The sequence below is a fragment of the Clostridium oryzae genome (assembly GCF_002029235.1).
Classification (GTDB): Bacteria; Bacillota; Clostridia; order Clostridiales; family Clostridiaceae; genus Clostridium_AE; species Clostridium_AE oryzae.
In genome coordinates this window covers 1-22322 of sequence record NZ_MZGV01000062.1, presented here as the reverse complement: position 1 = coordinate 22322, position 22322 = coordinate 1, and the positions used below count along the sequence as shown (strand labels likewise).

Here is a 22322-nt window from a genome sequence, read left to right as displayed (position 1 = left end):
AAGTTAGAGTAGAAACAAATACCCTATAGGGTAAAGATTTTAAGAATAATAAGAAAAAAATGAGTTGTAATGTTCGTAATTAATAAAGACAGTTTTCTATTGAATGTTATGACTACATTATACAAGGGGGAATATAAGATGAGAAAAATTATAAAAGCACGTTGGGCTTTACTTATAGTATGGCTTGTTGCTGCTATACTTCTAACAGCATTTCAACCTAATGTAAATGCAATACTTGAAAATAAGGGACAGGAAGCTCTAAGCGCAGATAGTAAATCAGTAATTGCGGATTCAATAATAAAAAAGATGGATAAAACTAAAGGCTCTGATGATATCATAATTTTCTATAATAAGAGTAAAATTACAGATAGCCAGATGGAAACTATCGAAGATGGGGTGAAAGCTCTTACTGATGATAAGAAGGAACTTGGTATCAATAAAATGATTGACCCCTTTAGTATGCCCGATGCAAAAAGCTCTTTAATTTCAAAAGATAAAACGACACTTATGGTGAGCTTTAAACTTGATAAAAAAGATAGGAAAGTACCAGAGATAAAAAAACAGTTTGATAAAAGATTAAAGAATGTAGGCATAAAATATTATCTTAGTGGATCAGACTTTATAAACTACGATTACCAGACTAAATCTGAAGCGGGAGTAGAGAAGAGCGCGGCATTAACAGTTATATTTATTCTTGGAGTACTTATGCTGATGTTCAGATCTATAGTTACTCCTTTAATATCTTTAGTAGCGGTGGCTTTCTCATATATGACATCTATGGGAATTGCGGCACAATTGATCGATAAAGCGGGATTCCCAGTTACTAGCCTTACACAGATGCTTCTTATTCTTATACTTTTCGGTATAGGAACCGACTATAACATACTTCTTTTCAATAGATTTAAAGAAGAATTATCTAATGGGCACACTATTGATGATGCCATCGTGAGAACTTATAAAACTGCAGGTAAAACAATAGCATTTAGTATATTGACTGTATTTATTGCTTTCCTAAGTCTAGCTCTTGCTGAATCACCTATTTATCAATCAGGTGTTGTTGTAGTTATAGGAGTATCAATGCTGTTACTTGAAATTTTAACCCTTACTCCTTTTGCTATGAAGACCCTTGGTTATAAAATTTTCTGGCCTTCAAAGAAAGCAAGCGGACATGGCGAAAATAAATTATGGGGTACTGTATCAGCTGTTTCAACTAAACATCCTATTATTTCAGTCTTACTTGTTTTAGTGATAATTGCACCTACTATTTATTTTCATCAAACAAAGCTTGATTTTGACACAGTTAAGGAACTTGGAAATAAAGCCCCTTCTTCTAAGGGATTTAACTTGATAGCAGATCATTTCGGCGGAGGCCAGGCTATGCCGACTTCAGTCGTAATTAAAAGCAAGAAACCTATGGATAGTAACGCATATTATAGAATAATTGATGAATTAACTGAAAGACTCAAAACTATAAAAGGTGTTAAAAAAGTATCGTCATTAACTCAACCCGAGGCAAAACAAATTAAAGGGTTCTATACTAATAGTCAGACAAAATCCGTAGCAGAAGGTTTATCAAAAACTCAAGACGGTGTTGATAAAATAAATGATGGCTTAAAATTAGCGTCAGACAAACTAGGATCTGCTGACTTTTCAAAGGTTAGCAAAATGGTTGATGGTACTGGAAAACTTCAAAATGGTGTTGGTGCCATGGCTGATGGATTGAAACAGATTCAGAATGGTATAGGAAATGGTTCCAAGGGTTCGCAAAGTATTTCGAGTGGATTAGCTACAATTCAGGTGAATCTTGGAAAGGTTAGCGGCGGCTTAAAAGAGTTATCAACTAACTATAACAAGATGCAGTCTGGTTATTCTAAAATGGGCAGCAGCTATCAGGATATTGCAAAAGCACTTCTTGGTGTAAAAAGTGCTTTGTCACAGATGCAGCCAATGGTAGATGCTTTAGGAAAGAGTTATTCAAATTCACAGAGTGATCGAAATTATCTAGCTTTAAAAGCAACTATTGATAAGTTATCGAAATCTTTAGGACAGGTTACTCCTGAAGGAATAAACACATTAAATAAGAACTATAATGCTCTTACTGGAGGTTTTGGAAAAGCAAACGTGGGACTAACCAAAATGAGTACTGGAGTAGCTCAGATGTCAGAGGGATTAAAGAAATTAGAAAGCGGATTAACAAAAACTTCTTCTGGAATTGGTACTATAGCAACCAATATGAACAAGGTAAGTACTGGCTTAGGACAGATGAAATCAGGTCAACAGAAGCTTGTGGATGGACTAAATGGATTTAGTACTTTTGGTAAAAAGTTAGGAGCTGTTAACAACGGATTAAAGCAGATTTCTAATGGACTAGGCAAGACTAATGACTTCTTATATCAGCTTAATTCAAGTAAAACCTTATTTATTCCAAAAGAAGCCTTGGAAAGCAAGGATTTCAAAAAAGTATTTAAGAATTTTATGACAAAAAACAAGAAAATTACGAAGTTAAGTGTCATACTTAAGTATGATCCTTATTCAAATGATGCTACTAAGGTAGTAGAAGAAATCAACAAAACAGTTGCAAGTACGCTTAAAGGCACAGCACTTTCAGGTTCTAAGTTTGGAGCATCCGGACCAAGTGCGACAGCTGATGATATGAATAATGTTTTAAGCAGAGATTTAAGCAGAACTTCAGTAATAGTACTAATTGGAGTATTATTAGTATTAATTCTTGTGACAAGATCTTTGTGGGAACCAATTTGTATAACAGCATCACTTATGGGAGCTTATTATGCAGCAATGTTTATATTAAATGTCGCTTTTATTAATATTAATGGATTAGAAGGAATTTCTTCTTTTGTACCGTTCTTCTCTTTTATAATAATCGTGGCATTAGGAGTTGACTATAGCATATTTGTAATGATGAGATACAAGGAATATCCTGATTTGTCTCCTAGAGAAGCTATAATTGAATCCTGTAAACATATAGGTAGTGTTGTAATGTCGGCTGTATTGATACTTGGAGGTACTTTTGCTACACTGATACCTTCAGGAATGATACTATTAATCGAATTAGCCACAGCGGTTATTTCAGGTCTAGTAGTATTGTGCTTAATTCTACTTCCTATTTTCTTACCAGCGATGATTGCTGTTCCAGACTATATTAAAAAATTAACTTTAAAGAAGGATAAAAATCTAGATTATAAAGAAAAAACTGCATAAATTTACTCAATAAATCATTTATATGCATTTTATGCAATAAAACCAAAGTTGCTGCCGTGCACTAACTAATAGTTAGATGTACAGCGGCTTTTGTATTTATAAAATAAAAGAAAAGCTTACTGTAGGTTAGTTTAAGGCATGCCCAAAAGTATGAGACCATTTTTCCCTAAGGTACAATTGTTGATGCTAACAGATTACTATATCATAAAAATGCGCTTAATGTTGATTAAAAATAATATTTGAAGTAATAAAGGAGGATTATAAGTGGCAAAATTATTGTATAATTTAGGAAAATGGGTGTATGAAAGACCCAAAAGAGTTTTAGCATTTTGGGTTTTAGCCATTGTAATTATGACATCTTTAGCATTGAATCTAGGAATAAATTTCAAGGGGGATATGACAATACCAGGAACAAAGTCTGAAAAAGCTGGAAAGGTTCTGCAAAAAGCTTTTGGAAAAGGAAAGGATCAAGGTTCTATAAGGTTAATTTTTAAAGTTAAGGATGGGAAGTCTTTTGACGATACTTCAGTTAAAGAAGCTGTGAATAAGCTTATAACTAAGGTCCAAGATAATGACAAAGCAGTAATAGCAGTATCGGATCCTTATAAGACTGGAACAATAAATAGTACAAGAAAAATAGGTTATGCAGATATTACATATAAGGTACCAGCTGATGATGTAAAAAATTCATCAAAGAATAAAGTTTTAAATAGCTTGAAAATAACTAGAAATAAGGGAATTAAGACTGAACTTGGAGGATCTGTAAAATTATCAGGTACTACAGTAGAAGGAACCTCTGAAGCAGTAAGTATTGTAGTAGCATTCTTTATACTAGTAATAACATTTGGATCATTACTCGCTGCAGGTTTGCCGATAGTAACAGCACTTATAGGATTAGCTGCAGGCTTAATGGGAGTTATACTTGCAACCAACTTTTTTAGTATGTCATCGCTATCTATCTCACTTGCATCAATGGTAGGACTTGCAGTAGGAATAGACTATGCCTTGTTTATAGTTTCAAGATTCCGTCAGAATGTAAGTGATGGAAATGAAATAAAGGAAGCTTTAGCGCTTGCAATGGGAACAGCAGGCAGCTCAGTTTTATTTGCTGGAACAACAGTTATAATAGCTTTGTGTGGACTATCATTAGTCGGAGTACCATTCCTTGGAGTTATGGGTCTCGCAGCAGCGTTTGTGGTATTCTCAGTAATACTAGTTTCACTTACTGCAGTACCGGCAGTAATACGTCTAACTGGAAAGCATATTGCTCCTCGTAAAAAGAAGAAAGCTAATGTAAAAGAAAAAAATAAAGAATCAAATTTATGGGGTAGATTTGTAACAAAGCATCCTGTAATAATTATATTAGCAGTTATACTACTAGCAGTTGGAATATCTTATTCAGCTCTTGACATGCAATTAGGTCTACCTGATAATGCAACTAAGCCTAAGAACTCTACAGAGAGAAAAGGCTATGACATTATAGCTGAAGGTTTTGGAAAAGGCTTTAATGGTAAGCTTGTTGTTGTAGTAGATGGTAGAAAAGCCGGTAGTAACTCACAAAAAGCAATTCAGAATTCAGCTAATAAAATCAAGGATTTGTCGGATATAGCATCAATGACTCCGCCAATTCCTAACAAGACAGGAAAAATTGCAATTATTAATATAATTCCTAAGAGTGGACCAAATGATGAAAAAACAAAAGATTTAGTTAAGGATATTAGAAATCTATCGAGTGATACTGAGAAAACAAATGATGTTAAGCTCATGGTAACAGGAACAACAGCTGTTAACATAGATATTTCAGATAAACTTGCTCAAGCACTCCCTGAGTTCGCAATAGTTGTACTTGGCTTAGCATTTGTATTAATGACAATAGTATTTAGGTCAATATTAGTACCAATAAAAGCTGTTTTAGGATTTTTAATGACGCTTGGTGCTACAATGGGATTTGCAGTATTAACCTTGCATAAAGGTAACTTTGCAGAATTGTTAGGAATACCAAGAGCTGCACCAATACTTTGCTTCATTCCTATAATAGCAGTTGGAATATTGTTTGGACTTGCAATGGATTATGAGGTATTCCTAGTAAGCCGAATGAGAGAAAATTATACTAAGACTGGTGATGCTAAAAAGTCAGTAACTTCAGGAATAAAACTTGGTGGGACAGTAGTATCAGCCGCAGGCTTAATAATGATCAGTGTTTTTGCTAGTTTTGCAACTAATGGAGATATCAATCTTAAATCAATGGGTCTTCCTTTAGCTTTTGGTATATTCTTTGATGCTTTCATTGTCAGAATGACTTTTGTACCAGCAGTTATGGCACTATTAGGAAATAAAGCTTGGTATATGCCAAAATGGTTAGATAAAATTCTTCCTAAATTTGATATAGAAGGTGATTCTCTTCCAAAGGAGGAAGGTGCAGCATAGAGTCTCTTTTAACATACAAAATGATGCGTATTAGGTTCTTTAAGGTTATAACATTCAAGTGATTTGAATGTTATAACCATTTATGATGATACAGCGAGAAACAAATTTAGCATATATAATTGTAGCTTTTTATTGTAATGGTTCAATTTAAAATAATTTAACCGAGAGGCAGTGATAACTTTGCTAAGTAACTTTGAATTATCAGATGAAAGTAGCTTGTATAAATTTCCCGTGGTAGTAGGTATAATTTTAGTATATTTAGTTACTATATTGTCACAGGTTTCATACGAGTTATCCATAAAGAAAATATTTTGGTTTACAGTAGCTATTATAGTTCATATATTAATGTATATATTTTTAAACGTAATTTTTAAAAAGAATTATTGGCTATATTTCACTGTACAAGGAGTAATTATTTTTAACTGTGCTGTTATTATGCCTGGAGAATATAGGCTTATATTGATTGGACTTATTCCCGTTTTGATTTTTCAAAGTATAACAGTATATTATAGCGGTATAAAGGTTTTTATTACAGCTTTTTACTACTATGCAATATTTTTTTCAGTTGTTGCGAAGTATGATGGATGGGAAAATTTTTTAAAGTATATGCCAATACTAGTGCTAATTACTATTTCAGTGTATATTTTTTCAGGTATTTATCTTAAGCAAATAAAATTGCGTATTCGGACTCAGAAAATTTCAAAGAAGCTGGAATTAGCATATGAAAGAGTTGAAGAACTTACTTTAGTTAATGAAAGGCAGAGGATGGCTAGGGATTTGCATGATACCCTTTCTCAGGGGGTCGCAGGTATCATAATGCAATTGGAAGCGGTTAATACAAATATAAATAATAACAATATTGAAAAATCACAAGAAATTGTGGAAAAGTCTATGAAGCGGGCTAGAGATACTTTAGCAGCTGCGAGGTATGTCATAGATGATTTAAGATCTAATGAGAGAGAAGAGCAAGACCTTTCTAAGTTAGTTAGAAATGAAATATCAGCATTCAGAACTGTATCAAATGCTTCTGTAACAGCTGAGATTAGAATTGAATCAGAATTGCCATTAGTTATTTTTAAAAACATAGTATATATAGTTAGGGAGTCGTTAAATAATATTTCAAAGCATGCAAAAGCAAAAGATGTAACTATTACAATAATAGAGCATAATAATAAAATATGCATAGGTATTAAGGATGACGGTATAGGTTTTGATACTAGGATTATTGATAAATCGGCCGGACATTTTGGAATACAGGGAATAACTGAAAGGGTAGGAGCAATTAGTGGAGAGATTAATATAGAGAGTAAAAGAAAATTGGGTACAAATATAAATATCATTATACCAATACCTTGACAGTAGGACAGCGGTTTAATTTATATAAAATAGGGACGGTAGAGATATAACTGTTCAGCTGTATACTGTTTATTTTATGATAACTGCAAAGCAGCTGCTTGATGTGTTTACTAAATGAAAAGTATAGTATAAAATTAATATAAGTTTTAAGTTCTTTTATGTAAAACATTCTGCGCGGAGGTAAACAACACATGAGGCTGCTTGAGATTATAACTAAACGGGTATTGATAACAACAGTATTAATTATTATTCAATTTACATGGTTTATACTTTTTTTAATGAAGCTTACAAGCTATTCTGCTTGGATTAGTGCAGGATTCTCTACATTAAGTATTATTATTGTTCTGTATATTATCGGAAAAGAAGAAGATGTTGCATATAAAATTGGATGGATTACACTTATTTTGGCCTTACCGTTATTTGGAGGTCTTTTCTATGTATTTTTTGGAAATGCAGGTCCATCTAAAAGAGTACAGTTTCGTTTGAATAAAGAACATGAAAAATTAATGGAATTCATGAACGTTGATGAAAGTGTTCTTAAGGAAATAGGTGATATCGATGAGCGAGCAATGGGAACGTGCAGATATCTTCAAAATAAAAGTACTTACCCAGCTTACAAGAATACAGCAGCGACCTATTATCCTCTTGGTGAGCTTATGTATAGCGATATGCTTAAGGAACTAGAGGAAGCTAAACATTTTATTTTCCTTGAGTATTTTATAATTGACAAAGGTGAAATGTGGGAAGGAATATTAGAAATTTTAACTAGAAAAGCAGCTGAAGGGGTAGACGTACGGCTAATATATGATGACATAGGCTCTATTTTTGTGCTGCCCAGGAGCTTCTGCAGAGAACTGAGAAAAAGAGGCATTAAATGTATGGCATTTAATCAATTCAAGCCGCTGATATCATTATTTATGAATAATCGTGATCATAGAAAAATTATGGTGATTGATGGGCATACAGCATTTAATGGAGGAATTAATTTAGCCGATGAGTATATAAATAAAATTAATAAGTATGGACACTGGAAAGATACTGGTGTGCGTTTAAAAGGTGATGCAGCATGGAGCTTTACATCTATGTTTTTGGAAATGTGGAATGCATTTCACAAGAACAGTGATAATTTAGAAAGTTTTAAGCCTAATTATTGTGCTGAAAATACATTTAAATCAGATGGATACATACAACCATATGCGGATTCACCTTTAGATCATGAAACGGTTGGAGAAAATATATATATAGAAATTTTAGCTCAGGCAAAACGATATGTTTATATTTTTACTCCGTACCTCATTGTTGACAGCCAAATGAGGTCAGCTTTATGCATGGCAGCTAAGAGAGGAGTCGATGTAAGGATAGTTACACCTGGTATACCAGATAAAAAGATAGTGAATAGGCTTACGCGTTCTAATTATCCACCTCTTTTGAATGCAGGTGTTAAAATATATGAATATACCGCTGGGTTTATTCATGCGAAAAGTTATGTATGCGATGACCAATATGCTGTTGTTGGAACAGTGAATATGGACTACCGAAGCATGCATTTACATTTCGAATGCGGAACTTTTCTATACCGCAGTGCATCTATTATGGACTTAAAGCAAGATGCACTTGATACAGTAAAAAATAGTAGGGAAGTTAAATCTAGAGATTGCAGACAAGGACTATTTGGAAAATTATTTGATGCAGTACTCAGGATATTTGCTCCCCTTTGTTAGAAGAAAAGTGATGGTTATAAATAAATCATCACTTTTCTGAGTTTATAGCTTTATTTGATTATTGCATATCTATCATTCTTCTGCATTCACTTGCACATATGCGGCATACATCTGCACATTTTTGACAATGCTCATCTTGATACAAGCGGCACTCTTTTTCACAGGAGTCGCAAATGTCAGCGCACATTTTGCATTGTTCAATTGCAAGCATCCCATTCATTGACATAAGTGCAGCAGATGTTTCACATATTCTTGCACATTCAATAAGCATTTTTACACAATTTCTTCTAGTGTTTAAGTCAGGTTCATTAATGCATGCTTCGAAACATTCGTAACAAGTCTGAGCGCATTTTTCACAAGCGTCGATACATGCCTGATATTTATTTGCAACCATTGTTGCTCCGGCCATTAATAACACTTCCTTTCTACTTATAAAACAATGTTTATTATAAGTAAAAGAATTAGTTTTTATGCATTCTGTTTTTAGTATTCGAAGACATTTTGAATGAAATTAATTATTCTAAATAATTAGTTTTAATGGAGGTTATGACATTGGAATCAGCGTTTGCCATAATCTTTTTGCAGAAAATTCAATAGGATAAAAATAGACTTACTGCTTTCCATATAATATAATAATTCTAGAACTAATTATATAAAGTGAGGGAGTTATAGATGAATAAGCAGGATTTAGCGGGCATAAGAAGAGAATTAAAAGCTGATAATACGATGCTTCAAATATCAGATATATATAGTGTTTACTTAAAGAAGGACAACCAAGAAATTATTCATTCTCAGTTTGAATATTTTGACAGTATGGATAGTGAAAAACAGGAATTGTACTTGAAAAATTTTAAGAAGATACTATCTGGAGCGTTAGATACAAAACTTTTTGAATTGGATTTTGTAAATATAGATGATGAAGATAATACTCAAAATATCCTTTATTCCGCTGTAAATAATGATAGAGATACGTTTAGGGAAGAAACAGATAAAATAGTTAATAAAATCGCTGAAAACTACAAATATGAAACGGATGTTGTAATTACATTTATAAAGGCAGAGTATTGGAAGGGTGCTAGCAAAAGAAGAAATGAAGAAGCTGAAGAAGCTAAAGATGATAGTGTGTTTGCTTTTCAATTTATGATGTGCAGCATAAATAAAATTGAGCCGCCAAAGAAGACGTTGAAATTTGATTACATAGAAAGAGAATTTAAAGCCAGCACAGCGCTAGATTTTACAATTAATTTAAATTCTCCATTGGATGGATTTATGTTTCCTGCTTTTAATAATAATTCTGCTGATGCGAATAAAGTTATGTATTATACAGACAAACCGAAAGAAATAAATGAAAATTTTGTTAAGGGATTGCTTGATTGTGGATTAAAAAAGACTGCTCAGCAGGAAAAAGAAGAGTTTGTCGGTGTGCTGAAAACTGTAGTTGGTGAGAAAATAGCACCTGAGACTATGCAGTGTATATACGAAAAATTGTCAGAGAAGCTTAACGATACAGAGGAAGAGAGTGAAGTTCCTGTAGTAAGTGCTGCTGATGTGAAGGAAGTACTGGAAGAAAGCGGAATAGAAGATGTTGATGGCGTAGAAGAAGCTTACAATGAAGTTATCGGCGATATAAATTATGAGTTTAAGGTTCAAAATATCGTTCCAGTTATGGATACAAAATCAATAAAGATATCTACAGAAGACATAAGTTTATCAATAGCTCCTAAGGAACTAAAAAATATTAGAAAAGTTAAAGATAGTAACGGAAACACTTGTCTTTTAATTGAGCTAAACGATGAAGTTGTCATTGATGGCTTTGAAATCCCAATTGGGGAAATATAGAAAGTGGAGAGCGCCACTTTCTATTTTTTGTATAATTTGAAATTAAGCATGCTCGATAACTGATCGATATCTCCGTTAAATGGATAACAGCATAGCTTATTTTCAGCCTCAAAAATTATAAAAAATGGCGGCTCAGTTTCAGGAATTATAATATATATTTCATTAATAATGGCATTTACCCATTTATTGTGTACGGAAACGGACGGATTCAATGGAACTCTTAGTGCATACCCATCGTCTGTAACGGGATCATTCTTGCCATATATCCCTTGTATGTGTGTAATCCAGCCAGTAATTATATTTTGAATTTCAGCAGTTGGCTCAACAACCTTTACGACCTTGTTTTGTGTTGGATCAAAAATCTCAATGTATCTAACTTCTCTAGCATTTAAATCTAGCGTATTAGAAAATAAAAATAGAAAAATAAGTACAACAGTTGCTAATTTTTTAATCATCTAAATCATCTCCTCATCAATCCGTTTTAATTAACTATAATTATTATGCTTATTTACGTGTATAAAAAAACTCTCTATGAGGAAAAAAATAAAATATAATGAGATTAAATAAATTGATAATATAACTAATATTTGAGAGGAGAAAAGCTAATATGGATATTGAAAAGGGCAAAAATGAATTTTATATAACAGATAATGAAGGGCGTTCAGTAGCTGAAATCACATATGTTAATCAGGACAAAAATACTATTGTAATTGATCATACATATGTAGCACCTAAATTGAGGGGGAGAGGTATTGCTGCATGTCTGGTTAAAAAGGTAGTTGATTTTGCTAGAGAGGAAAATAAAAAGATAATTCCAGCATGCTGGTTTGCAAAAAATGAATTTATAGATAAACCTGAATACAGCGATGTATTATTTAAATCCTAAACTAATTAGGTGTTCGCAGACTATTAGGTAATGCACAAATTGTTCTGCCGAAAATACAGAAGTATAATATGCTACATTGACAAAATATTATTACATATAGAATAATATATTTAAAATAGATTCTTAGATTGAAGGGAAGGAATAGCAATGAGAGCTTTATTGATAGGTGGGACAGGAACTATAAGCATGGCAATCTCAAGATTGCTTATTGAGCAGGGATGGGAACTTTATTTACTTAATCGAGCAACCCGTGTTAACGATTTTGAAGGTACTAATGCAAAGTTTATCACTTGCGACATTAATAATGAAGATAAGGCAAAAGAGCTTCTAAAGGACATGAAATTTGATGTTGTGGCAGACTTTATAGCATTTGTACCGGAACAAGTTGAGAGGGATTATAGGCTGTTTAATGGTAAAACTAAGCAGTATATCTGTATAAGTTCTGCTTCTGCTTATCAGAAACCACTGGCAAATTATATAATTAATGAAGGAACGCCGCTCAGCAATCCGTATTGGCAGTATTCAAGAGATAAAATTGCATGTGAAGAGTATCTGATGAAAATGTACAGGGAGGAAGGGTTTCCGGTTACCATTGTTAGACCTAGTCATACTTATGATGAAAGATCTGTTCCTGTTGGTGTTCATGGAACAAAAGGAAGTTGGCAGGTTATAAAGAGAATACTAATAGGAAAACCAGTACTTATCCATGGAGATGGTACATCGCTCTGGACAATGACACATAACAGTGATTTTGCAAAAGGTTTTGTCGGCCTTATGGGAAATGCACATGCAGTCGGTGAAGCCGTTCAGATAACTTCTGATGAGACGTTAACATGGAATCAGATATATCAGATTATAGCTGATGCACTTGGAGTTAAATTAAATCCGTTTTATGTTTCTTCGGCTTTTCTCGATGCATGCAGTACCCAGGATTTTAGAGGAAGCTTAATAGGAGATAAGGCTAACTCTGTAGTGTTTGATAATAGTAAGTTAAAACGATTAGTACCTGGTTTTACAGCTACCACAAGGTTGGATCAGGGTATAAGAAAATCTGTAAAATATGTTTTGGAACATCCTGAGCGTCAGATTGAAGATTTAGAATTTGATAAATGGTGTGATAAAGTTGTTGAAGCATTGAATAATGCAGTCGAGCAAGTTAATAAATAGAATTGTTAAAAAAGAGGCGTATAATCTTTATGACTAGAATAAAATGTCTGGCATGATTATGCGCCGCTTATGAATTATATGTTTTTTTATTTTTATGTACTTAAAAATTATTATAAACAAATAAAATAATATTGTATTTAGAAACGCGAATCCTAAACGAATATATAAAGTATACAAGTACTATTAATACTGTACTTGGTGCTTAAATTTAGATAGAAACTTATTTATCATAATGAAGAAAGAAATTCGCTTTACATGTTATAATAAGCGATAAAAGCGCATATTTGCAACTTTATACCTATATGAAATTGATTTCAGAGTGCCCGATGTGCTGCTTACATTATCAAACAAATGTTATAATTTGTTTAATAAACAAATTGTTTATATATGAGGTACATATGATAAGAAAACGTAAATTAAAGGATAAAATTGAAAATATGAGGGACAAGCTGAATGCAAAATTATCACTGGACGATGAGAGCAAAGATTATCAGAATGAAATTTTGGATATTAGCCAGCAGCTAGATGAACTTATATTAGAATACATGAAGAAAGTAGAGAAATAGAATTTAATGATAAGATCAAAGACATGCCAAAGCAATTGACACATAATTCACTTATCATTCTGTTTTAGAGTACCTGTCATTCTAAACTCCGTCGGGGTTGCTCCGTAATGTTCTTTAAATAACTTATAAAAGAAATTTGGCTTATGATAACCAACTTTTACAGCAATCTGGGCTACTGATAACTTCGTATTTAGAAGCAGTTTTTCTGCTTCCTTTAATCTGGTCTGGCATACAAGATCACGAAAATTATGCTGGGTTTTTTCTTTAATCATTCGGCTTAAATAATTTTCATTAAAATGCAGATCATTTGCAATATCCTTTAATGTAATATACTGATAATTTTTCTGAATGTAGTTAAGAATCTTCGTGATGCTTAGATTTTCTTCCTCAATTTCCTTTGCGATACAGATATCCTCTTTCGGGATTCGCATCAGATGTAGAAAGAGAAGTGATAAATAATTTCTAACTGATTGCTTCCATCCCATTCTCTGGCTACTAAATTCAAAAAAAAGATGATACATAATCTCTAACATCGATTCAGCATCTATTATATTAAAAACTAGATAGGAAGCTTTCGTTAGATTTTCATTCAATGCTTGCATCAGAAATTTTTTTATGGTTATGTCCTGCCCAATTTCGTTTGTAGGATCCATTTCAATATACTGAAATGGAATCATGCATTTTATTATAATGTCATCCTCACTGAAGGTCTCAATCCCATGAATAATATTCTGGTTTACAATACACATCTGTTTTTCTTTCAGGCAGATTATCCGATTTTCATTATTGATATAATAATTACAGCTTCCCTTATAAACATAATCCAGTTCTATATAGGTATGCCTGTGTAGATACATTGGGCAAGTAAAATCTTGTTTGCTGATATCAAAATCTACTGTTTTCTTAATTGGAGCTTCAGTTTTGTTCATCATTTCGATTAAATCTATGGTTTTATCCTTAATCTTACACTTTTCAATATAGTCCAAATATCTAGAAAATATATTACTTACAACAAACTCCTCTTCCAACATTTGACGAATGTTTGTATTAGCTCTGCTTCGGATGATTTCTTCTTGATGTTTCATTAATGCCAGAAGTTCTTTTTCTCTTATCATAGTAAATCTCCATTCCTGTACATGATTAATATTCAGCTTACCTTTTACTTTTCTCTCCCGAATATGATACAAGCAGATGAAATGCCTAGTGCTATTATAGCTGAAACGGGAAAAGAATACCATACACCGTTCAACCCCAATAATATGAGAAAAAGCATCATCAAGGGTATCAAGAATAGAATACCACTGAATATGGATAATACCAAGGATGTTCTGGATTTACCTACCGCCTGAAAGTATGCTGTGTGCATCATTTGCATTCCAGAAAAAGCTGTCCCTAGACAAGTTATCCTAAGAATTTTAGATCCGATGTGAATGATTTCTGCATCTGCACTAAATAAATACATCAATTTATCGGATAATGCAAACAAGGATAAGGATATTAAGACACCATAGCTGCCTGAAATTACTGTGGATCGTTTCAATGTTTCACTAACCCGATGTTTTCTGCCCGCTCCATAGTTATATCCGATTATCGGCTGCACTCCCTGCAAGATACCTTGAAGCGGAATAATCAGAAACGTTGTAATTTTGCTGACAATACCATAGGTGCTGATTGTAATATCTCCGCCGTTACGCCGGAGTATTTGATTAATCATGATTATTGAAAAACTTTGACTTGCCATCTGAATAAAGCAAGGCAGCCCAATTTCTATAATTTCTTCTAAAATTTTAATATTTGGAATAAAATCTTTCAATTTGATTACTAACTGTGTTTTACCGGAGAAAAAGAAATAGTAAAGGCATAGAAATACCGAGATACTTTGAGCTGTAACTGTTGCTGCTGCTGCACCTTTAATCCCCATATCAAAGGCGAAGATGAAAATTGGATCAAGTATAATATTGACTGAAATCGGAATGACCCATTGATACATTGCATATTTGCTGCTGCCTTCCGCTCGAATTAAGTTTGAAAAACCTGTACTGGTTACAGCGCCAAGAAGTATTATTCTCGTATAATCTTTTGCATAAGGCATCAGGTTATCTGTTATTCCCATACAATACAGCAGTTGCTTAAGAAAGATTAATCCCAATACAGTAATTAACAAAGCAATTGTCCAAAATAAACCGAACGTGTTTGCAACGACTTTACTTGCTTTTCCTATGTCATTTGTTCCTAGAGCTCTTGATATGATTGAAGCAGCTCCTGAACATATAGTACTGCTGATGGCAGATAACAAGATAAAAAGCGGAAAAGTTATCGCTAGTCCCCCAGCTGCATAAGCACCAATCCCTCTAGAAATATAAATTATATCAATGATATTATACATATTATATAATAATATTCCAATGATTGAAGGAATTGACATATTCCAAATAAGTTTTCCAATCGGAGCTTCGCCTAGCATGACACCATTTTTTTCTTCCATCAGATTCTCCTCCTAGTTCTATAGCTCGTCCAACGTGTCAAGACATTTCAGTGCTACTTTTCTACTGAAAAATTTCTGAAGCATAGAATATGGAAAGTTATAGCGATATACCTCTACCCACATTATGGTATATATGTATAGACGGTACATCAATAATCTGATTTTTTCTTCCTTGTTAATATCATGATTAATATTAGCTAACTCTTTATAAGCCTTCCAAAAATTTTCTTTCTTAGTGATATCATCCGTCATAAGAAAAGCTGCTGGAAAGTCTGCATATGGATCGCCCCAATAAGCTCTTTCAAAGTCAACAATACCTTCTATTACATACTTATCTCCCTGTTTTATTAGAAAAATGTTTCCAGGATGCAGATCGTAATTTACAAGAATTGGTTTTTTTACCTGCTCAAGATATTGTCCCTTTTCTTTCAGTATTTTTTTATATCTCTCATAGGGCAGCTTAAGCCCGTAAGCCTTTCCGTCTTTTAAAATCATATCAATCATATGATGGTAAGCATCCTTCCAAGTAGGAAAATGATATTTTTCATCCTGTGTAAAATAGCCGAAGTATTCACCCTTAATCTGATGCTGTTGCGCGAAATATCCCGCCAGCTCTCTCATAATACTGTCCTTATTATCTTTAGTAAGTTTTACTTTCGCCATTGTTCGACCCTTTAAGGCCGTCATGAAAAAATAATCACTTGAAATATATTTTCGGCTGAAATCATAGGCAAGCAGCTTTGGTATCGGGATTGATGTTTGCTGTGTCAGCATTTTATAGACTTCAACTTCCGTATACATTGTTGCTTTCTCATAGGACAAAACAGGAGTTCCTTCTGCTACTGAGACTTTCAATACTATATTATCCTTTTCATTCAAACGCTCAATAAGGTATGCCGAGTTAAACATACCTCCCTTTAATTGCTGTATCATTCCAACCTGACAACTGTCACCAAAGTTAACCTTAACTAATTTATTAATCTGTTCGTCTGACAACAGGTTTTTAGTTATGCTTTTCATTGCCTTATCCTCCTTATGTATTCTCTTACTTTATTGTGTTTAATACCATTGTATTTTCTCCTAGGGATAATGCAATCCTCTAATCTAACCTATATTATCCTCAAAGCTTACTTTAGTCTAAAATTGTCTGTTTATTTTTAACTAGAATGTGCTGCAGAAATGCAACTGTTTTCTAGAGACAATTTATATAAACTGTAAATGCATAATGGTCATTGACACAAGAAAAAAATAGCAATATACTTTATATTATAAAAGACAAAAATTAAGTAACTAATTTAATAGTATATTCTTATGAAGAGAGATAGTAATTTCATAGATTCCTCAAAGAGAATTAGGAGAGCTGGGAACCTGATAGGATACATGAAATGAATGGGGCTCGGAAGAATGTCTATGAATTTTTATTGCATTTTAGGTGGCTTACGGATATAACTCCGTCCTATTTGTTTAGGATGGAGTTTTTTTAAATAGGGTTTATGCCAGCTATGATTAGTTGTCCATCAATATATGACTTAGGTCATATGATTTATATATACATCATTTACTAAGGGGTGCTAGAAATGGAAAAAGAAATTATATTAACAGGAGACAGACCTACGGGTAAACTGCATTTAGGTCACTATGTAGGTTCGTTGAAAAATAGAGTTCAGTTGCAGAACACAGGAAAGTATGAGACATATATAATGGTTGCGGATCAACAGGCGCTTACAGATAATGCAAGGGATCCTCAGAAAATAAGAAACAGTCTTATAGAAGTTGCATTAGACTATTTAGCTGTAGGCTTAGATCCTGCTAAATCAACAATATTTGTACAGTCTCAGATACCTGAATTAAATGAACTTACCATGCAGTATTTGAATCTTGTAACAGTGGCAAGGGTTCAACGAAATCCTACTGTCAAAGAGGAGATTAAACAGAAAAATTTTAATAAGAGTATTCCAGCAGGCTTTTTTATATATCCAGTAAGTCAGGCCGCAGATATTACTGCTTTTAAAGCATCTGTAGTTCCTGTGGGCCAAGATCAGGAACCTATGATAGAGCAGGCAAGGGAGATTGTAAGAACTTTTAATAGCCTATATGGCGATATTTTAGTAGAGCCTAGGGCAATAATACCTGAAGAAAGTGTATGCAGCAGACTTCCGGGCACAGACGGAAAGGCAAAAATGAGTAAATCTCTAGATAATGCTATATATCTTTCAGATGATGCTGATACTATTAAAAAGAAAGTCATGAGCATGTATACAGATCCAAATCATATAAGGGTTGAAGATCCTGGTGAAGTAGAGAATAATCCCGTATTTATATATTTAGATGCATTCTGCAGTGATAAGGAAATTCTTCAGGAGATGAAAGATCATTATAAGCGAGGCGGTCTCGGAGACGTAAAAGTTAAGCGATATTTAAACGAAGTGCTTCAGGCTGAATTGGAACCAATAAGAAAGAGAAGAGAAGAATTTGCTAAGGATTTGCCTCAGGTGTACAAAATGCTATTTGACGGAAGTAATGTAGCTAGACAGGTAGCTGCAAAAACTCTCGATGAAGTTCGTTGTGCCATAGGACTTGAATATTTTAGAGGGATGTTTAACGCCTAAAAATAATATTTAGGCGATATTGTATGAATAAAATAGTATCCTATATAATAGGAATGTTTTTTATAGTAGGCGGCATTGATTATATAATAGGAAGCCCTCTTAAGCTTGGCCATAAATTTGAAGAGGGTATTAAGACGATGGGAGCCTTAGCTCTTGGTATGATTGGAATATATTCAATGGCACCTTTCATATCAGATTTGTTGTCAGCTGCTATTATCCCTGCGTGTAAGAAAATTGGAATGGACCCTTCTATAATTACATCTTCATTTTTAGCAGTAGATATGGGAGGGTATCAGATAGCTGGAAGTATTTCGCATCACAGAGTTATAGCACTATTTTCAGGAGTAATCGTAGCTTCTACACTGGGAGCATCTATAAGTTTTAGTATTCCAGTGGCTTTAGGCATGCTTTCAGATCTTTCAGATGAGGAATTTCGCTGCTTTTCAGAAGGTATTTTAATAGGTATTATAACAATCCCTATTGGATGTGTTGCTGCTGGAATTTTTCAACGAATAAATATTGGGTATCTTTTGTTTAATATGATACCTATATTTATGGTTATACTTGTGTTAGCATTCGCACTTATTAAAGCACCGGAAGTAACTATGAAGCTTTTCGGAGTGTTTGGTAAATTTATTGTTGCGGTAAGTATTTTCGGTATTATATTGCAAGGAATTTATATAACGTTTAATATAAAACTTATTAAAGATATGGTACCTATTTCTAAGTCTGCAGCTGTAGTTTGTAAAATAGCATTGGTGTTAGCAGGTGCTTATCCTATGCTGGAATTTATTAGTAGAATATTCAAAAATAGTTTTGATAAGTTAGGGCATATGTTAGAAGTTAATTCTGCTGCAGTTGCAGGAATCTTTGGAAATCTTGCAACTAACCTTCTTATATTTGGAGATTATAAGAATATGAATCCCAAGGGTAAAGTTTTATGTGGTGCTCTTGCTATTAGCGGAGCTTTTGTATTTGGCGGACAGTTTGGTTTTGTAGCAGGTGTAGCTCCAGAGATGATTGGAGCATATTTTGTTGCAAAATTTACGTCAGCAATATTTAGCGTTATTTTTGTAATCTTTTATTATAACGCTCATTCAGTTAATAAAGTTTTAGAAGTGGAGGATTAGCATGGAAGTAAAAGAGAGAATCGAAAAACTTAGAGAATTAATGAAAGAAAATAATATGGATGCATACATAGTTCCTAGTTTTGATGATCATCATAGTGAATATGTTGCAGATCATTGGAAATGCAGACAGTGGATATCAGGGTTTACGGGTTCTGCTGGAACAGCAGTTATAACTAAGGATAGTGCTGGATTATGGACAGATGGAAGGTATTATATTCAGGCTGAAAAACAGATAAGCGGATCAGGAATGAAGCTTTTTAGAGCAGCAGATTATGGTGTGCCAACATATACAGAATGGCTTGCAGATGCACTCAATGAAAATAGTTGTGTTGGCTTTGATGGTAATGTTTTTTCTGTATCTATGGTCAAAGAGATGGAGAATGAATTTAAGTGTAAAAATATATCTATAAAGATGGATAAAGATCTTATAGGTAAGCTATGGAAAGATAGACCTGCATTACCTGATAGCAAGGCATTTTCGCTTCAAGTTAAATTTGCGGGAAAGTCGAGAAATGATAAGCTTGCACAAGTTAGAAAGCATATGGAAGAGAAGAAGGCAGAATATTATCTTCTTACATCTTTAGATGATATAGCATGGTTGCTTAACATAAGAGGAAATGATGTAGCTGACACACCAGTAATAATATCTAACGTTTTTATAACTAAAGAAAATTGTTATCTATTTATCGATGAAAATAAACTAGTGAATAAGGCAAAAGATGAACTAATCAATGATGGCATACAAATAAAAAATGATAACGAGCTTGAAAAGATGTTAGAGGATATCAAGGAAGGTACTGCTGTTATTCTTGACCCAGAAGTTACAAATGCATATCTGTATAGCAAAATCAACAAAAAGGCTAGTAAAATTGAAGAGGATAATTATACGACTCAGCTTAAAGGCGTTAAAAATGATGTAGAAATAGAGAATTTGAGGCAGTGTGAGATAAATGATGGTGTAGCAATGGTTAAATTTATTAAATGGCTGAAATCATCAATAGGTAAAGAAAAAGTTACTGAAATATCTGCGTCAGATAAACTTGAAGTCTTTAGATCACAGCTTGATAATTATGCGGGGCTAAGTTTTGATACGATTGCTGGATACAAGGCAAATGCAGCAATGATGCATTATAAGGCAGATAAAGACAGTGATACTGAACTTAAGCCGGAAGGATTCCTTTTAGTGGATTCAGGCGGACAATACTATACAGGGACTACAGATATAACTAGAACTATAGTGCTTGGAAAACTTACAGAAGAAGAAAAGAGAGATTTTACCCTAGTACTTAAAAGCCATATCGCATTAGGGTCGGCAAAATTTCTTTATGGTACTACAGGCTATAAGATAGATATACTTGCTAGAGCACCAATTTGGAAATATGGTCTTGACTATAAGTGTGGCACTGGTCATGGAGTAGGATATTTTTTAAGTGTTCATGAAGGACCACACAGAATAAGCTCTAAGGGTAATGAAATAATTCTTGAAGAGAATATGGTAGTTACTAATGAGCCTGGAATATACAAAGAAGGCAAACATGGTATAAGGACTGAAAATATGATAGTAGTAGTAAAAGCTGAAAAAAATGAGTTTGGACAATTTATGAAATTTGAAGATTTAACATATTGTCCTATAGATTTGGATGCAGTAGATGTTAATATGCTTACTGCAGATGAAAAGCAATGGCTTAATGACTATCATAAAGCTACTTATGAGAAACTGTCACCATATCTTAACGAGGAAGAGAAAAAGTGGCTTGCAAATGAAACAAGAATGATTTAGCAAGTAAAAAAGAGAATCCCTAGTAGTTTAAAAATACCAGCTGCTATCATTTAACTTATGTAATATGAAATGCAAAATTCTATAAATTCCTATACATAGGACAAAAAAGGAGTTAGAAAATATTGTTAATTTCCTCTAACTCCTTTTTTGTTTGGTAAATATACAATAAGAATCCAGCAGGACTGAATTCTTATGTCAATACTTCACTATGCAAACAATTCAAGTGAAATATTTTCTAGATTGTAATTCTTATAGTCAGAGTCCACATAGTGCCACCATTCTGTATCAAGTGAGTAGAATCCGCTTTCAAGCATTATATCGGTAAGGAGCTGCAAGTTTTTTCTAGCTTCCTTGGACATATGCGGATTTTCCCTATGTGCTTTTTCTGTAAAATCATCAAAACTAGAGGGCATAACAATTTCATTAAAATTCTTATCAGTGAGTGTAAGGTCTACAGCACATCCCCTGTTATGTATAGAACCGTTTTTGTATGGATTTGCTATAAAATCTTCATTTTGAACTATATCCCAAAATATTTTCTGAACATATAGCGGCCTATATGCATCCCATATTTTAATTTTGTAGCCTAAGGTTCTAAGCTTATTTTTTGCCTTTATTAGTTTAAGTGCTGTGTTTTTTCTTAATATACATATATCCGAAGGATATATTTTTTGGCTAGTAAAATTATTGTCAGTGGCATATCGCAAATCTAGGATAAAATCATTATCTAGTGAAGTCAGTACCACTAGATCTTTTGTCGATTGTGTTGAAGGTGAAGAAATAAAATCATCAGTTGTTTTCATTATTGCTGCGGCTCCTATTCTATAGAATGAGAATTATAAAGCTATGTCAATATGTTCTTTTCCGTTTATTACGCAATAAGCAGTTTTATCTTCTACCTTAAAGTATATGCTTACATTTTTCATGTCTTTTACCCTTTTACCTTGTGCTAACCAGTTCTCTTTTAATGCTTTAATAATATGATCTTCCGAAACTTCGTAGCTGTTAAACTGTATAAAAAGATTATTTTTCATAATTTTAACACCCCACATCTTTTTTTTTATTATATATTACTATGGAAAATATATCAAATTAATTCTATTTTATAGTAAAATAGTTATTTTTACAATTTTATAT

18 protein-coding genes are annotated in these 22322 nt (G+C 33.2%); 11 read left to right on the top strand and 7 right to left on the bottom strand.

What is annotated here, in order from left to right:
- The first annotated feature begins 138 nt into the window (after positions 1 to 138).
- From CLORY_RS18680 to cls, 4 genes are all read left to right on the top strand, one after another.
- Complete coding sequence (locus tag CLORY_RS18680; RefSeq protein ID WP_079427329.1) at positions 139 to 3219, top strand: MMPL family transporter; 3081 nt, start codon at positions 139 to 141, stop codon at positions 3217 to 3219.
- Positions 3220 to 3483: 264 nt separating this feature from the next.
- Positions 3484 to 5646, top strand: coding sequence for an MMPL family transporter (locus CLORY_RS18675; RefSeq protein WP_079427327.1), 2163 nt, complete (start codon positions 3484 to 3486; stop codon positions 5644 to 5646).
- 180 nt (positions 5647 to 5826) lie between these two features.
- Positions 5827 to 7002 carry a sensor histidine kinase gene (locus tag CLORY_RS18670; RefSeq protein ID WP_079427325.1) on the top strand — a complete coding sequence of 392 codons (1176 nt, stop codon included), beginning with the start codon at positions 5827 to 5829 and terminating at the stop codon, positions 7000 to 7002.
- A 191-nt stretch (positions 7003 to 7193) separates the two neighbouring features.
- Positions 7194 to 8723 (top strand): cardiolipin synthase, encoded by a 1530-nt coding sequence (gene cls / locus CLORY_RS18665; protein ID WP_079427323.1) that lies wholly within the window; start codon positions 7194 to 7196, stop codon positions 8721 to 8723.
- Between the two features lie 58 nt (positions 8724 to 8781).
- Here cls and CLORY_RS18660 read toward each other — a convergent pair whose 3' ends face one another.
- Positions 8782 to 9132 (bottom strand): four-helix bundle copper-binding protein, encoded by a 351-nt coding sequence (locus CLORY_RS18660; RefSeq protein WP_079427321.1) that lies wholly within the window; start codon positions 9130 to 9132, stop codon positions 8782 to 8784.
- Between the two features lie 263 nt (positions 9133 to 9395).
- Between CLORY_RS18660 and CLORY_RS18655 the strand changes: the two genes are divergently transcribed.
- The gene (locus CLORY_RS18655; protein ID WP_079427319.1) at positions 9396 to 10562 is read left to right on the top strand and encodes a DUF4317 family protein; all 1167 of its coding nucleotides are present in this window, start codon (positions 9396 to 9398) and stop codon (positions 10560 to 10562) included.
- Positions 10563 to 10582: 20 nt separating this feature from the next.
- Here CLORY_RS18655 and CLORY_RS18650 read toward each other — a convergent pair whose 3' ends face one another.
- Complete coding sequence (locus tag CLORY_RS18650) at positions 10583 to 11017, bottom strand: hypothetical protein (protein ID WP_079427317.1); 435 nt, start codon at positions 11015 to 11017, stop codon at positions 10583 to 10585.
- Positions 11018 to 11169: 152 nt separating this feature from the next.
- On the opposite strand from CLORY_RS18650, the gene CLORY_RS18645 reads away from it, so the two are divergent.
- From CLORY_RS18645 to CLORY_RS23415, 3 genes are all read left to right on the top strand, one after another.
- Positions 11170 to 11448 carry a GNAT family N-acetyltransferase gene (locus CLORY_RS18645; RefSeq protein ID WP_079427316.1) on the top strand — a complete coding sequence of 93 codons (279 nt, stop codon included), beginning with the start codon at positions 11170 to 11172 and terminating at the stop codon, positions 11446 to 11448.
- Between the two features lie 147 nt (positions 11449 to 11595).
- Entirely contained in the window at positions 11596 to 12615 is a 1020-nt protein-coding gene (locus CLORY_RS18640) for an SDR family oxidoreductase (protein WP_079427314.1), read from the top strand.
- A 398-nt stretch (positions 12616 to 13013) separates the two neighbouring features.
- A complete protein-coding gene (locus CLORY_RS23415) occupies positions 13014 to 13181 on the top strand; it encodes an aspartyl-phosphate phosphatase Spo0E family protein (RefSeq protein ID WP_169911684.1) in 168 nt (55 codons plus the stop codon).
- A 47-nt stretch (positions 13182 to 13228) separates the two neighbouring features.
- On the opposite strand, the gene CLORY_RS18630 is transcribed toward CLORY_RS23415, so the two are convergent.
- The 3 genes from CLORY_RS18630 to CLORY_RS18620 are packed head-to-tail and all read right to left on the bottom strand — an operon-like array spanning position 13229 to position 16686.
- Positions 13229 to 14296: an AraC family transcriptional regulator gene (locus tag CLORY_RS18630; protein ID WP_169911683.1), complete on the bottom strand. Its 1068-nt coding sequence runs from the start codon at positions 14294 to 14296 to the stop codon at positions 13229 to 13231.
- A 44-nt stretch (positions 14297 to 14340) separates the two neighbouring features.
- Positions 14341 to 15666, bottom strand: coding sequence for an MATE family efflux transporter (locus tag CLORY_RS18625; protein ID WP_079427308.1), 1326 nt, complete (start codon positions 15664 to 15666; stop codon positions 14341 to 14343).
- Between the two features lie 18 nt (positions 15667 to 15684).
- On the bottom strand, positions 15685 to 16686 hold the full coding sequence (locus CLORY_RS18620; protein ID WP_079427306.1) for a phosphotransferase family protein: 1002 nt from the start codon (positions 16684 to 16686) through the stop codon (positions 15685 to 15687).
- Positions 16687 to 17243: 557 nt separating this feature from the next.
- Here CLORY_RS18620 and trpS point away from each other — a divergent pair.
- Genes trpS through CLORY_RS18605 form a run of 3 tightly spaced genes read left to right on the top strand, consistent with a single transcriptional unit; the run spans position 17244 to position 21185 of the window.
- Positions 17244 to 18275 carry a tryptophan--tRNA ligase gene (trpS, locus tag CLORY_RS18615; protein ID WP_079427304.1) on the top strand — a complete coding sequence of 344 codons (1032 nt, stop codon included), beginning with the start codon at positions 17244 to 17246 and terminating at the stop codon, positions 18273 to 18275.
- A gap of 23 nt (positions 18276 to 18298) precedes the next feature.
- On the top strand, positions 18299 to 19405 hold the full coding sequence (eutH, locus tag CLORY_RS18610) for an ethanolamine utilization protein EutH (RefSeq protein ID WP_079427302.1): 1107 nt from the start codon (positions 18299 to 18301) through the stop codon (positions 19403 to 19405).
- Position 19406: 1 nt separating this feature from the next.
- A complete protein-coding gene (locus tag CLORY_RS18605) occupies positions 19407 to 21185 on the top strand; it encodes an aminopeptidase P family protein (RefSeq protein ID WP_079427300.1) in 1779 nt (592 codons plus the stop codon).
- A gap of 206 nt (positions 21186 to 21391) precedes the next feature.
- On the opposite strand, the gene CLORY_RS18600 is transcribed toward CLORY_RS18605, so the two are convergent.
- Positions 21392 to 21988: a M15 family metallopeptidase gene (locus CLORY_RS18600; RefSeq protein ID WP_079427298.1), complete on the bottom strand. Its 597-nt coding sequence runs from the start codon at positions 21986 to 21988 to the stop codon at positions 21392 to 21394.
- Positions 21989 to 22021: 33 nt separating this feature from the next.
- Positions 22022 to 22219: a DUF6465 family protein gene (locus tag CLORY_RS18595; RefSeq protein WP_079427296.1), complete on the bottom strand. Its 198-nt coding sequence runs from the start codon at positions 22217 to 22219 to the stop codon at positions 22022 to 22024.
- Between the last annotated feature and the right edge of the window lie 103 nt (positions 22220 to 22322).